The 12,490-nt window shown below is 66.6% G+C and carries 12 protein-coding genes; 7 read left to right on the top strand and 5 right to left on the bottom strand.

Annotated features, from left to right (window positions below; genetic code table 11):
- The 3 genes from DOM66_RS01265 to DOM66_RS01255 are packed head-to-tail and all read right to left on the bottom strand — an operon-like array spanning position 1 to position 3,582.
- The gene (locus DOM66_RS01265; RefSeq protein ID WP_110689022.1) at positions 1-933 is read right to left on the bottom strand and encodes an ABC transporter permease; all 933 of its coding nucleotides are present in this window, start codon (positions 931-933) and stop codon (positions 1-3) included.
- Position 934: 1 nt separating this feature from the next.
- Entirely contained in the window at positions 935-2,383 is a 1,449-nt protein-coding gene (locus DOM66_RS01260; RefSeq protein WP_110689021.1) for a sugar ABC transporter ATP-binding protein, read from the bottom strand.
- Complete coding sequence (locus DOM66_RS01255; protein ID WP_110689020.1) at positions 2,380-3,582, bottom strand: ABC transporter substrate-binding protein; 1,203 nt, start codon at positions 3,580-3,582, stop codon at positions 2,380-2,382. The genes DOM66_RS01260 and DOM66_RS01255 overlap by 4 nt, the downstream gene beginning before the upstream one ends.
- Positions 3,583-3,938: 356 nt before the next feature.
- Here DOM66_RS01255 and DOM66_RS01250 point away from each other — a divergent pair, with 356 nt between their 5' ends.
- Together DOM66_RS01250 and DOM66_RS01245 are read left to right on the top strand one after the other, a co-directional pair.
- Positions 3,939-5,183 carry a GAF domain-containing sensor histidine kinase gene (locus DOM66_RS01250; protein ID WP_223161864.1) on the top strand — a complete coding sequence of 415 codons (1,245 nt, stop codon included), beginning with the start codon at positions 3,939-3,941 and terminating at the stop codon, positions 5,181-5,183.
- Positions 5,180-5,941 (top strand): response regulator transcription factor, encoded by a 762-nt coding sequence (locus tag DOM66_RS01245; protein WP_110675183.1) that lies wholly within the window; start codon positions 5,180-5,182, stop codon positions 5,939-5,941. Before DOM66_RS01250 ends, DOM66_RS01245 begins: the two co-directional genes overlap by 4 nt.
- Before the next feature lie 18 nt (positions 5,942-5,959).
- Here the strand turns inward: DOM66_RS01245 and acnA are convergent, their stop codons facing one another.
- Positions 5,960-8,722, bottom strand: coding sequence for an aconitate hydratase AcnA (gene acnA, locus DOM66_RS01240; protein ID WP_110689018.1), 2,763 nt, complete (start codon positions 8,720-8,722; stop codon positions 5,960-5,962).
- A gap of 220 nt (positions 8,723-8,942) precedes the next feature.
- On the opposite strand from acnA, the gene DOM66_RS19410 reads away from it, so the two are divergent.
- The 4 genes from DOM66_RS19410 to trxB all read left to right on the top strand — a co-directional run bounded on the left by DOM66_RS19410 (position 8,943) and on the right by trxB (position 11,226).
- Positions 8,943-9,098, top strand: a complete 156-nt coding sequence (locus DOM66_RS19410; protein WP_157958957.1) for a hypothetical protein — start codon at positions 8,943-8,945, stop codon at positions 9,096-9,098.
- 21 nt (positions 9,099-9,119) lie between these two features.
- Complete coding sequence (locus tag DOM66_RS01235) at positions 9,120-9,326, top strand: CPXCG motif-containing cysteine-rich protein (protein ID WP_106419440.1); 207 nt, start codon at positions 9,120-9,122, stop codon at positions 9,324-9,326.
- 160 nt (positions 9,327-9,486) lie between these two features.
- Positions 9,487-10,089 (top strand): peroxiredoxin, encoded by a 603-nt coding sequence (locus DOM66_RS01230; RefSeq protein WP_110689017.1) that lies wholly within the window; start codon positions 9,487-9,489, stop codon positions 10,087-10,089.
- Between the two features lie 183 nt (positions 10,090-10,272).
- Complete coding sequence (gene trxB, locus DOM66_RS01225) at positions 10,273-11,226, top strand: thioredoxin-disulfide reductase (RefSeq protein WP_110675180.1); 954 nt, start codon at positions 10,273-10,275, stop codon at positions 11,224-11,226.
- Between the two features lie 133 nt (positions 11,227-11,359).
- Here the strand turns inward: trxB and DOM66_RS01220 are convergent, their stop codons facing one another.
- Positions 11,360-11,635, bottom strand: a complete 276-nt coding sequence (locus tag DOM66_RS01220; RefSeq protein WP_110675179.1) for a SlyX family protein — start codon at positions 11,633-11,635, stop codon at positions 11,360-11,362.
- Positions 11,636-11,936: 301 nt separating this feature from the next.
- Between DOM66_RS01220 and DOM66_RS19985 the strand changes: the two genes are divergently transcribed.
- Positions 11,937-12,419, top strand: coding sequence for a cold-shock protein (locus DOM66_RS19985; RefSeq protein ID WP_035472481.1), 483 nt, complete (start codon positions 11,937-11,939; stop codon positions 12,417-12,419).
- Positions 12,420-12,490: the final 71 nt, after the last annotated feature.

The raw sequence follows: 12,490 nt of genomic DNA, 5'->3' as shown, positions 1-12,490 counted from the left end.
TCAGAGCAGCGCTTCGCGGCGTGTGAACAGCAGGCGCGCGGCGAGTACCAGGATCAGCACCGCACCCTGGGCGCCGATCTGCCAGTCCGGCGAGATGTGCATGAAGGCCAGCAGCGACCCCGCCAGCGACAGCGTCAATGCCCCTAGTACCGCACCGATCGGCGATACCCGGCCGCCGATGAACTCGCCGCCGCCGAGGATCACCCCGGCGATGCTGAGCAGGGTATAGCTGGAGGCCACGCTGGCCCCGGACGAGGTGTAGAGCCCCACCAGGGTGAGGCCGGCAAGCACCCCGAAGACCCCGGCGAGGCCGTAGGTCAGGGCATAGAGCCCGCTCAGGCGCCAGCCGGCGCGGGCCACCGAGCGTGAGTTGCCGCCCAGACCACGCAGTACCGTGCCGATCCCCGAGCGCATGATCAGCAGATGCGCCGCGGCGGCGATCAACAGCGCCGCCACCACCGCCATGGGCGCCAGCGGCGGCTTGACCGTCATCAGTGCGCGCAGCCACTCCGGCGAGGTGCCGCCGGGGGCGGGCATGATCACCAGCGCCAGCCCACCCCAGATGAACGACATGCCCAGGGTGACCACGATCGCCGGCAGGTCGAAGCGGTGGATCAGCGCCCCCAGGGCGGCGTAGGCGAGCACCAGGCCGGCCAGCGCCAGCCAGCCGAGCCAGGGGTGCTGCACCAGCAGGGTGGAGACGATGCACGCCACCAGGCTGACGAATGCACCCACCGAGAGGTCGATGTCGTTGACCATGATGATCAGCAGCTGGCCGATGGTCGCCAGGGCGATGGGGATGGTCAGATTGAACAGCAGGTTCAGGCCCAGATAGCTCATCGCCCGCTCCTGCAGGGCGAAGGTCGCGATCAGCAGGACGCTGAACGAGATGAGCGGCAGCAGCTTGCGCGGTGAGATCGAGTGACGGGTCATCTCAGTTCTCCTGCATCTCGAACGAGGCGGCCAGGATGCGCTCTTCGCTGATCTCGGCGCCGCTCAGTTCGGCCGAGATCTTGCCGTCGCGGAAGACAAAGACACGATCGCACTGACACACCTCCTCGGTTTCGGTGGAGTACCACAGGAAAGTCCGGCCGGCGTCGGCCTCGGCGCGGATCAGTGCGTAGACCTCCTGCTTGGTGCCGACATCGACCCCGCGCATGGGGTCGTCCATCACCACGATGGGGGCGCTCGACGCCAGCGCCCGGGCGAACAGCACCTTCTGCTGGTTGCCGCCGGAGAGTGAGGTAATGGGGTTGCCCAGGTCGTCGCTGCGGATGCCGATGCGCTGCTGCCACTCGCGGCCCAGCGTCGCCTCGGCGCGGCGATCCACCGCGCCACGACGGGCCCCGGCCGGCAGCACCGAGAGGCTCAGGTTGCGCAGGATCGACCACAGCGGCAGCACCCCGTCGCGACCGCGGTCGCCGGCGACGAAGGCCATCCGGGGCTTTCGCGGTGCGCGCCAGCCGGAAGTGCCGGCGAAGTAGAGCTTCGCCAGGGCCTCGGCCTGGCCGTGGCCGGCGAGCCCGGCGAGGCCGACGATCTCGCCACGCCGCGCGCTCAGCCCGGCGGCATCCTCGATCACTGTCTCGCTCGCCGCCCCGGCCGGCGCGCTGCCCTCGGCATGCCGGCGCTGTTCACCGCTCGGCGCGTGCTGCGCCACGTGGCCCATGGCGTCGACCAGCGAGTCGCGGTCGAACCCGGCACTTTCACGCTCGGCCACCACGCGGCCGTCCTGCATCACCACGATGCGGCTGGCAACGCGGAAGATCTCTCCCAGCATGTGCGAGATGAACACCACCGTGCCGCCCTCGGCGCAGAAGCGCTCGACGTGGGCCAGCAGCTGCTCGGCGATACCCGCATCGAGTGACGAGGTGGGCTCGTCGAGGATCACCAATCGCGCCTGGCCGCCGCGCGGGGCGAAGCCGATGGCGATCTCGATCATCTGGCGCTGGGCGATGGAGAGGGTGTCGACCCGGGCGTCGGTATCGATACCGTGGCCGGGAAACACCTGGTCCAGGCTGGTACGGATCTCTGCCCCGGCGCGGCGGCGCCAGCCGAGCCCCTTGAGCGTGGGGTGAGCGATACGCAGGTTCTCGGCCGCGCTCAGGTTGGGGCACAGCGAGAGCTCCTGGAACACCGAGCGGATGGCGCTGCCGCGGCCGCCGCGGGTCACGTGGCTGTCGATCTCGCCCTGGCTCGGCTTGAGCGTGCCGTTGATCAGATTGACCAGGGTCGACTTGCCGGCGCCGTTGTGGCCCACCAGGCCCACGCACTCGCCGGGGGCCAGGGCGAGGTCGATGCCATCGATTGCCCTGACCGCGCCGAACTGCTTGTGCACGCCGCGCAGGGCCACCACCGCTTCCACTGGCTGGGGGGTATTCATGGTTTGGGCTCCTGAGCGGGGGCCGGGGTCGCGGCGCTGGTCTGCGCGGGTGCGGTGGCCGCTTCGGTACCCGGTGCCGCCGCCTTTCGGGTTTGCTGGATCAGCTTTTCGACGTCGGCACGGGTGAAGATCTGGTCGGCGACCGATCCCTTGGGCGTATGCGCCAGCACCTCGGAGAGCTGGTCCTGGCGGATGTGATAGAGCGGCACCGTCAGCTGTTTGGGTACGTCTTCGCCGGCGAGAATACGTTGTGCCACCCAGAAGGCGACCACGGCGATGCCGGGGGCATTGGAGATGGCGATGCTCTGGTAGCCGTTTTTGCGGTGCTGCTCGGCCCACCACGCCAGCTCGTCCTGGGCGTTGGAGAAGATGATCACCGGCATCTCGCGCTGCGAGGCGCGGAATGCCTGGGCCACGCCGTAGGCCTCGCCGCCCTGGTTGAGCACGCCGTCGATGTGCGGCAGGGAGGGGAGTACACCGGCCACTGCCTGCTGGGTCACGTCCTGGGCCCAGTCACCCTCCACCGAGGAGACGATATGCAGCTTGGGATAGTGCTTGAGCTCGTCGACGATGCCCTGATGCAGATCGTCGTCGACGAAGGTGCCCGGCAGCCCGCGCACCTCGAGCAGGTTGGCGCCGTCGGGGAAGCGCTTGGCCATGTAGTCGACCTGCTCTCGGCCCCAGGCGTGGAAGTCGTTGACGATCTTCCAGGCGCAGGGGGCGGTGACGATGCCGTCGAACGAGACCACTACCACGCCGGCGTCGCAGGCCTCCTGCACCGCGCCATTGAGGGCGGTGGTCGAGGCGGCGTCGATCACGATGGCGTCGTAGCCCTGCAGGATCAGATTCTGGATCTGGGCGGCCTGATCGGTGGGCTGGTTCTCGGCGATGGTGAAGGCATCGGCTGCGGCGACCACACCCGTCTTGACCGCCGGCGCGGTCTGCGCCTGCCAGGCGGCGAGCATCTGCTGGCGCCAGGCGTTGCCGGCGTAGTTGTTGGACAGTGCGATGCGCTTGTCCGCGGTCGCACTCTCCTGAGGTGGGGCCTGGGTTTGGCCTTCGACCTGAGTCCGGGCTGGGCTCTGCGGCGAGGCTGCTGTCTCACCACGGGTGTCGGCGTGCGCGCTCAGCGCCGCGGCACTCAGGGCCAGCCCCAGCAGGCCGGCCCGCCAGCGCCGTTTGTCGTTATCCGGGGTCATGCTCGGCTCCCATCTCTCCTGCCGCCCGCCGTCGCGATCGGGTCGCGCTGGCGGTGCGGAAATCGCCCCGGGCGGGGCGTGGTATTGGACGCGTGTCCAGGTGGATCCATGGTTGGGCGTGGCGGCCTGAGGTGTAAAGGCGGCCCCCCGCACAAATGCTGCGGGTTCCCGCAGTTTGGTCCTCAACTTAAGGATGAGGGGAAGGCGCCGGCGATACCGCTATGCTGGTCGCCCCGGCGTCCGGTTCGTGCCCGAGATTCACGCGTCCGGGTGCGTGCACGTCCCATGGCCCTGCAGGTCTCCTGGGCCCTACAGGCCGTTCGGGCCAAGCAGGACATGAGAGAGAGGAGTTCGGCGTGAGCGAGACGACCACCCCCCAGCCCCTGGCAGCGACGCCGCCCGGCGAGACCTCGGCGGCGCGTGAGGCCGCGGTCACCGCGCTGCTGCTGCGGCTTCCCGCACTGCTGGGTGCGGCGAGCGATATCCAGGGCGCGCTCGATCGGGTCGCCGAGGCGCTGACGCCGCTGCTGCCATTCACCCATGCCGATGTCTGCCTCCACGACGGGCCCGAGTGGTCGGTGAGCTATGAAGTGGGCATCAGCACCCACTGGTCGGCGCGACGTACGCGGCTCGACTGCTCGCCGATCCGCTCGGTGCTCGACGGCTCTGTGCCGCTGATGGTCAGCGCCAACGCGCTGCTCGATCCGCGACAGATCTTCGCCGGCGCCTGCTGCGAGCCGATCTTCGCTCATCAACTACGCAGCCGGGTGCACGTGGCGCTGCGCAGCGGTGGCCAGGTGATCGGTGCGTTGAGCGTCTCGCATCGCGAGGCCGACCACTTCGAGGCCGCCGACGTGGCCCTGATCCAGCGTCTGGCGGCACCGCTGGCGCCGGTGTTCCACGCCCTGCACGGCGCCGCCGAGCTGCGCCAGCAGGCCCACGGTCGCAGTCAGACCCAGGCCAGCGAGGAGTGGCTGCGCCAGGGGTCGCTGCAGTTGACCCAGGCGCTGGAGCAGGCGCGGCAGCGCATCGGCATGGACCTGCACGACCAGACCCTGGCCGATCTGACCCGCCTGCTGCGCGAGCTCGAGGGCGCGGGGCCACCGCCCAGCCGCGAGGCACTGGCGCAGGCGCTGGCCCAGAGCATCGACGACCTGCGCTGCATCATCGATCGCACCGCGCCCAAGCTGCTCGATCTGTTCGGCTTCCACCATGCGGTACGCGATCATCTGGAGCGAGCCACCGAGGGCGAGCGCATCCAGATCCTGGTCGAGGATCTCACCGCGGGCGCCCCTGACCGGTTGCCCGGGGAGACCCGCACCGCGCTCTATCGCATCGTCCAGGAGGCGATCAACAATGCCGCGAGACATGCCCGCGCCGAGCGCATCGAGGTGCATGTGACGCTGGCGGCCGAGAACACCCTGTGCGTCAGCGTGGATGACGATGGCCAGGGGCTCGCCAATGCCGGCACGCGTCAGTCCGGGCTGGTCCACATGCGCACCCGGGCGCGGCTGATCGGTGCCACCCTGGATATCTTCGAGCACGTCGGCACCCGGGTCGCGGTGCGTCTGGCGCTGCCGCCGAGGGAGATCGCCGCATGAAGATCCTGGTGGTGGAGGATGATCAGTTCCACGCCTCCTTCCTGCAGGGGGTGATCGCCGAGGCGCTGCCGGAGGTGACCGAGACGCTGCACGTCCAGGACGGGTTGCAGGGCGAAGCGGCGGCGCGCGCCGGGCGCTTCGAGGCGGTGGTGATGGACCTGCAGATGGCGCGGCGCAACGGCATCGAGGCCGCACGCACCATCTGGCACGAACGCCCGCGCACCCGCATCCTGTTCTGGTCCAACTACTCCGACGAGGCCTATCTGCGCGGGGTCGCCGACATCGTGCCGGCCCACAGCGCCTATGGCTACGTGCTCAAGACCGCCAGCCGCGAGCGTCTCAAGCTGGTGCTGCGGGCAGTGCTGCTGGAAGGGCAGGTGATGATGGATCGCGAGATCCAGCGCCTGCGCCGGCGCAGCGCCTCGCCGCGACACTCGCTCAGCCAGAGCGAGTATGCGGTCCTGCTGGATCTCGCCCTGGGGCTGCAGGACCGGCTGATCGCCGAGCGTCAGGGGTTGTCGCTGCGCACGGTGCAGAATCGACTGCTGACGCTCTACGACAAGCTCGGGGTCAACGGCGAGGAGCAGGCGCTGCCGGGGCTCAACAAGCGCGTGCGCGCGCTGTCGCGGGCGATCTCCACGCGTACGCTCAACCTGGAGAGGCTGGAGACCGCGCAGCACGATCTCGAGTGCTGGCTGGCCGCACGGCCTGCCGATGAAAAAGCCCCGCCGACCCAGGGGGCCGACGGGGCTCTGTAGCAGCGAGGCGTCAACGCCTCACAGCATGCTGCGCAGCACGTAGTGGAGGATGCCGCCGTGGCGGTAGTACTCCAGCTCGTTGGCGGTATCGATACGGCACAGGGCGTCGATCTTCTTGGTGCCCTTGTCGCTTTCGATGGTCACCTTGACGCTGCCACCCGGGCTCAGATCCGCCAGGCCCTCGACGGAGACGATCTCGTCACCGGTCATGCCCAGGGATTCGCGGCTTTCGCCCTCGGGGAACTGCAGCGGCAGCACGCCCATGCCGATCAGGTTGGAGCGGTGGATGCGCTCGTAGGACTCGGTGATGACCGCACGCACGCCGAGCAGGCGGGTGCCCTTGGCGGCCCAGTCGCGGGAGGAGCCGGTGCCGTACTCCTTGCCGGCGATCACCACCAGCGGGGTGTCGTCCTCGGCATACTTCATCGCCGCGTCGTAGATCGACATCTGTTCGCCGCTGGGCACGTGGCGGGTATAGCCGCCCTCGACGTCGTCGAGCATCTCGTTGCGGATACGCACGTTGGCGAAGGTGCCGCGCATCATGACTTCGTGATTGCCCCGGCGCGAACCGTAGGAGTTGAAGTCCTTCACCGCCACCCCGTGCTCCTGCAGGTACTTGCCGGCGGGGCTGTCGGGCTTGATCGAACCGGCCGGCGAGATGTGGTCGGTGGTCACCGAGTCACCCAGCTTGGCCAGAACGCGCGCACCCTGGATGTCCTCGACCGGCTTGGGCTCCTTGCCCATGTCCTCGAAGAACGGCGGATGCTGGATGTAGGTGGAGTCCTTCGACCAGGCGTAGACCTCGCTCTCCGGTACCTCGATCGACTGCCAGATCTCGTCGCCGTCGAAGACCTCGGCGTACTCCTTGCGGTACATCTCGGTCTTGACCTTCTCTACCGCCTCGGCGATCTCGGCCTGGGAGGGCCAGATATCCTTGAGGTAGACGTCATTGCCGTCCTGATCCTTGCCCAGCGGCTCCTTCGACAGATCCTTGCGCACGTTGCCGGCCAGGGCGTAGGCAACGACCAGGGGCGGCGAGGCGAGCCAGTTGGTCTTGACCAGCGGATGCACGCGGCCCTCGAAGTTGCGGTTGCCCGACAGCACCGAGGCCACGGTGAGATCGCCCTCGTTGACCGCTTTCTCGATCGGCTCGGGCAGCGGCCCGGAGTTGCCGATACAGGTGGTGCAGCCGTAGCCCACCAGGTTGAAGCCGAGCGCATTGAGATCGTCCTGCACGCCGCCTGCGGCCAGGTAGTCGGTGACCACCTTGGAGCCGGGGGCGAGCGAGGTCTTGACCCATGGCTTGGTGGTCAGCCCCTTCTCCTTGGCCTTCCGCGCCAGCAGGCCGGCGGCCATCATCACGCTGGGGTTGGACGTGTTGGTGCAGGAGGTGATCGCGGCGATCACCACGGCGCCGTGATTGAGCGAGAAGGTTTCGTCGTCGTAGGTCACCTCCTGGCTGTCACCGGTACGGTAATCGGCACCGCTGTTGTAGGCCTCGCCGTCGGCGGGCGGCGCGCCGATGGCGGTATCGCCGCCTTCGCCGGTCCACTTGGCTTTCTCTTCGTGGGAGGCATCCGGCTGCTCGCCGGCCATCAGGGATTCGAAGGTCGCCTTCATGTCGGAGAGCGCGACCCGGTCCTGCGGGCGCTTGGGTCCGGCCAGCGAGGCTTCGACCTCGCCCATGTCCAGGTGCAGGGTGTCGGTGAAGGTGGGCTCGGCGCCGGCTTCACGCCACAGCCCCTGAGCCTGGGTATAGGCCTTCACCAGTTCGATCTGATCTTCGTCACGGCCGGTCAGGCGCAGGTAGTTGAGGGTCTCCTCGTCGACCGGGAAGAAGCCACAGGTGGCGCCGTACTCGGGGGCCATGTTGGCGATGGTGGCGCGGTCGGCCAGCGGCAGATCCTTGAGGCCGTCGCCGTAGAACTCGACGAACTTGCCCACCACACCCTTCTTGCGCAGCATCTGGGTTACCGTCAGCACCAGGTCGGTGGCGGTGATGCCCTCATTGAGCTTGCCGGTCAGCTTGAAGCCGACCACCTCGGGGATCAGCATCGATACCGGCTGGCCGAGCATCGCCGCCTCGGCTTCGATGCCGCCGACGCCCCAGCCGAGCACGCCGAGACCGTTGATCATGGTGGTGTGGGAGTCGGTGCCCACCAGGGTGTCGGGGAAGGCGTAGGTCTTGCCGTCGACCTCCTTGGTCCACACCGTCTTGCCCAGGTACTCCAGGTTGACCTGGTGACAGATACCCGTGCCCGGCGGCACCACGCGGAAGTTGTCGAAGGCGTTCTGGCCCCAGCGCAGGAACTCGTAGCGCTCCTGGTTACGCTCCATCTCGATGGCGACGTTGTCCTTGAACGCGGACTTGTCGCCGAAGTGGTCGACCATCACCGAGTGGTCGATGACCAGATCCACCGGCGACAGCGGATTGATGCGTTCGGCCTTGGCGCCGAGCTTCTTCACCGCGTCGCGCATGGCGGCGAGATCGACAACGCCGGGCACACCGGTGAAGTCCTGCATCAGCACGCGGGCGGGGCGATAGCCGATCTCGCGGGTCGACTTGCCCGCTTTCAGCCACTCGGCGAGGGCGACGATATCCTCCGCGGCGACGCTCTCGTCGTCGGCATAGCGCAGCTGGTTCTCGAGCAGCACCTTGAGCGTCATCGGCAGCTTGTCGATGTTGCCGAGGCTCTCCGCCGCCTTGGGCAAACTGTAGTAGTGGAAGGTCTTGCCGTTGACGTCGAGGGACGTCAGCGTCTGGCCGGGGGCGTTAGACATGGATCATCCTCCTCATTGGGCGGCGCGGCCATGGATCTTTCGATGGCTGCCGGTCCGGTTCCTTAGCGACGGTCCGACGGCATCGTGGCCGTCGGGGGCTCCTGGCTGGCGGCCGTCTTGGCGGCGCGCTCTATACATTTTCCAATCTTTGCGTGGGGTCGTTTCTGCGACATGACGCGGTCGATACAAAGTTGTCGACAATAAGCATGGGCACCATAGCATGTCTTTTCAATCCCGCGCGCCTCTCGATCGTCTGCACGCCGATGGCAGTGGGGCCTTGAAAGTCGCGCCTGCCGACACCAATTCAAGCTTAGCTCAGCTCAGCGACGATGCAGCCCGCGACGATGGCGTCGGTGACGACGCGAAAGTGTCGTGATGGCATGGATGAGGAGGCGTGATGGCATATGAAGCGCTACGCGAATGGCCGGTGCACTGCCCCTACTGCGATGCGCCATTCACGCTGCTGCTCGACGTGAGTGCTGGCGGCCACGTGACCTGGGAAGATTGCGCGGTGTGCTGCCAGCCGATTCAATTGCGCGTCGACGTGGATGCCGAGGGGGAGCTGGAGACAGTCACCCTGGCCACCGACGATGACGTGCTATAGGTGACGGCGGTCGGCGACACGGACGCCGACGTCACATGATCGATAGTGATTGCCTATATCCTTGATTGTGGCAATTAAATTGAAGTATCAAGGAGTCAGTCGTTAGTCTAATCGGCTTCGATTTCTCTACTCCCCACCCACGCTACGACAGGAGAAGCCCATGAGTGTACTCGTAGGACGCCAAGCCCCGGATTTCGAAGCCGCTGCGGTCATGCCCGACGGTGCCATCAAGGACGATTTCCGGCTCTCCGAGACCAACGGCAAGCTGCGCGTGCTGTTCTTCTGGCCGCTGGACTTCACTTTTGTCTGCCCGTCCGAGATCATCGCGCACGACAACCGTCTGGCGCAGTTCAAGGAGCTCGGCGTGGAAGTGATCGGGGCCTCGATCGACTCCCAGTTCACCCACTACGCCTGGCGCAAGACCTCTCCGGACGCCGGTGGCATCGGCGAAGTCGGCTTCCCGGTGGTGGCTGACGTCAAGCACGAGATCTGCCAGGCCTACGGCATCGAGCATCCGGAAGCCGGCGTTGCCCTGCGCGCCTCCTTCCTGATCGACGAAGAGGGTGTGGTACAGCACCAGACGGTCAACAACCTGCCGCTGGGCCGCAACGTCGACGAGATGCTGCGCATGGTCAAGGCGCTCAAGTATCACCAGACCCACGGCGAAGTGTGCCCGGCGGGCTGGGAAGAGGGCCAGGAAGGTATGAAGGACACCGCCGAAGGCGTGGCCAAGTACCTCGGCGCCCACGCCGACCATCTGTAAGCAGTCACACGACGGAGGCGACCCAGCGGGTCGCCTCCGGCGTCTGGGCTCGCCGCGGCGAGTCCTCGATTGGCGTCCTGTGGCATGATTCGGTCAGCGGATCATCCCACAGGGCGTTTTGCCTTATCACGCCGACTGTATAGCGTACCCACCGTTCAACCGTTTCATTCAACCGAGGTAGCCATGAGCGACGCGCGTCACGAACGTCTGATCATCCTGGGATCCGGCCCGGCGGGCTACACCGCGGCCGTCTATGCGGCACGCGCCAATCTCAAGCCGCTGCTGATCACCGGCATGCAGGCGGGTGGTCAGTTGACCACCACCACCGACGTCGACAACTGGCCCGGCGATGATGCCGGGGTGCAGGGGCCGGAGCTGATGGAGCGCATGCGCAAGCATGCCGAGCGTTTCCAGACCGAGGTGCTGTTCGACCATATCCACGAGGTCGAGCTGCGCCAGCGCCCGTTCACGCTCAAGGGCGACAACGGCACCTATACCTGCGACGCGCTGATCATCGCCACCGGGGCCAGCGCCCGCTACCTGGGCCTGCCCTCCGAACAGCAGTTCATGGGGCAGGGCGTCTCGGCCTGTGCCACCTGCGACGGTTTCTTCTATCGCAACCAGGAAGTGGTGGTCGTGGGCGGTGGCAACACCGCGATGGAGGAGGCGCTCTATCTCTCCAACATCGCCTCCAAGGTCACCCTGGTGCACCGCCGCGACGGCCTGCGCGGCGAGAAGATCCTCCAGGATCGGCTGTTCGAGAAGGTCGAGAACGGCAACATGGCCGTCGAGTGGAACCACACCCTCGACGAGGTGCTGGGTGACGGCAGCGGTGTCACCGGGGTGCGTCTGCGCTCGACGCTGGATGGCGAGACCAAGCAGCTCGATGTCATGGGCGTGTTCATCGCCATCGGCCACACCCCCAACACCGGTATCTTCGAGGGCCAGCTCGAGATGGCCAACGGCTATATCCGTGTCCACTCGGGGCTCGAGGGCAATGCCACCGCCACCAGCGTGCCCGGTGTCTTCGCCGCCGGTGACGTCATGGATCACGTCTATCGCCAGGCGATCACCTCCGCCGGCAGCGGCTGCATGGCAGCGCTCGATGCCGAGCGCTATCTCGACGGCCTGGAGTGATGGCGCCGCTGCGCATGGCGCGGCGGTAAACGACAAGCGGCCCGGCATTTGCCGGGCCGCTTGCGTTAGATAGGGCACCCCGTCGGGGGACGACCGCTGCGAGCGCCGAGAGGCGCCCGCCTAGCCGCTGCGCTCAGTAGTGGGGTGGGCGCTCGTGGGCGCTCTCGCTGCCGCCGTCGAGGGCATCCAGGGCGCTGCGCTGTTCCCGCAGGCGCTGCTGCATCAGGGCGTTGATCCGGGTCAGCCGCTCGATCTCGGCGGACTGCTCACGCACCCGTGCATCCAGCGTTTCCAGCCAATCCTCCTGATAGGTCAGACGACTCTCCAGCGCCTCCAGGCGCGCCTCGGCCGACCTGAGCGAGGCGGGATTTGCCGTGTTAGACTTCGAAGGCTGTGTCTCATCATTCATTCACGGCACCTTTGGCATGTCTGTTCGAGGATCGTCAGCCGGCGCTATATGAGGCCGGTCATTGGTAATACAAGTAGTCAGTATCACAACCTTAGGAACCACTGCATAAATGCCTGCACGAGCGAATGGCTGCGTTGCGCGGTACTCGAAGGCTCGCCTAACCCCATGTTATGTCTCGCCTTCTGAGCTCCGTGCGCGTTGTCTTTCATCTCGCTCGGCGATTTATTCAGCGCTTCCCTTACCTGCCCGCCCCTGGGCGGTGCGCGTTCCGCTATCCCGACGTCTAGAGATATGAGAATCCATGAATAGCAAGGTCTTTCTACGCTGTACGTTGATCAGTCTACTCCTCTCCATTCCCTCGCCACTGCTGATCGGTCTGCTGATCACCCTGATCAGTAGCGTCCTGGCCACCGATCTCACCTGGTTTCTGAACGTCGAGGGTGTCTCGGCAATGTATGCGGCCACGGTCCTGGCGGTCTTCATTGTCCTGCTGCTGGCGACGCTGACGGTCTCGCTGTTGTCGCCGGCAACGCCCAAGGCGGTGACTGCCGCCATGCTGGCAGACGTCGAGAACGACGACCGCGAGCTGGGCGAAGTGAAGTGGTTCAACGTCAACAAGGGCTACGGCTTCATTACCCGCGCCAGCGGCGAAGACGTCTTCGTCCACTTCCGCGCCATTCGCGGCAAGGGCCACCGTACCCTCGCCGAGGGGCAGAAGGTGCGCTATCACGTGATCGAGAACGATCGCGGGCTGCAGGCCGACGACGTCACCGTCATCACCTGAGCACCAGCCACCATCTCAACGACCCCAACCGCCTCCGGCGCCTGACGTCGGGGGCGGTTTTTTTATGTCCG

It is taken from the genome of Salinicola endophyticus (assembly GCF_003206575.1).
GTDB classification, from domain to species: Bacteria; Pseudomonadota; Gammaproteobacteria; order Pseudomonadales; family Halomonadaceae; genus Salinicola; species Salinicola endophyticus.
The sequence above is the reverse complement of the archived record's forward strand: the minus strand, read 5'-3'. Positions and strand labels throughout refer to the sequence as shown.

What these genes read in the sequence shown, in the direction of transcription:
- DOM66_RS01265 (WP_110689022.1), bottom strand. Translation starts at nt 933, where the DNA reads ATGACCCGTCACTCGATCTCACCGCGCAAGCTGCTGCCGCTCATCTCG.
- DOM66_RS01260 (WP_110689021.1), bottom strand. Translation starts at nt 2,383, where the DNA reads ATGAATACCCCCCAGCCAGTGGAAGCGGTGGTGGCCCTGCGCGGCGTG.
- DOM66_RS01255 (WP_110689020.1), bottom strand. Translation starts at nt 3,582, where the DNA reads ATGACCCCGGATAACGACAAACGGCGCTGGCGGGCCGGCCTGCTGGGG.
- DOM66_RS01245 (WP_110675183.1), top strand. Translation starts at nt 5,180, where the DNA reads ATGAAGATCCTGGTGGTGGAGGATGATCAGTTCCACGCCTCCTTCCTG.
- acnA (WP_110689018.1), bottom strand. Translation starts at nt 8,722, where the DNA reads ATGTCTAACGCCCCCGGCCAGACGCTGACGTCCCTCGACGTCAACGGC.
- DOM66_RS19410 (WP_157958957.1), top strand. Translation starts at nt 8,943, where the DNA reads ATGTCTTTTCAATCCCGCGCGCCTCTCGATCGTCTGCACGCCGATGGC.
- DOM66_RS01235 (WP_106419440.1), top strand. Translation starts at nt 9,120, where the DNA reads ATGGCATATGAAGCGCTACGCGAATGGCCGGTGCACTGCCCCTACTGC.
- DOM66_RS01230 (WP_110689017.1), top strand. Translation starts at nt 9,487, where the DNA reads ATGAGTGTACTCGTAGGACGCCAAGCCCCGGATTTCGAAGCCGCTGCG.
- trxB (WP_110675180.1), top strand. Translation starts at nt 10,273, where the DNA reads ATGAGCGACGCGCGTCACGAACGTCTGATCATCCTGGGATCCGGCCCG.
- DOM66_RS01220 (WP_110675179.1), bottom strand. Translation starts at nt 11,635, where the DNA reads ATGAATGATGAGACACAGCCTTCGAAGTCTAACACGGCAAATCCCGCC.
- DOM66_RS19985 (WP_035472481.1), top strand. Translation starts at nt 11,937, where the DNA reads ATGAATAGCAAGGTCTTTCTACGCTGTACGTTGATCAGTCTACTCCTC.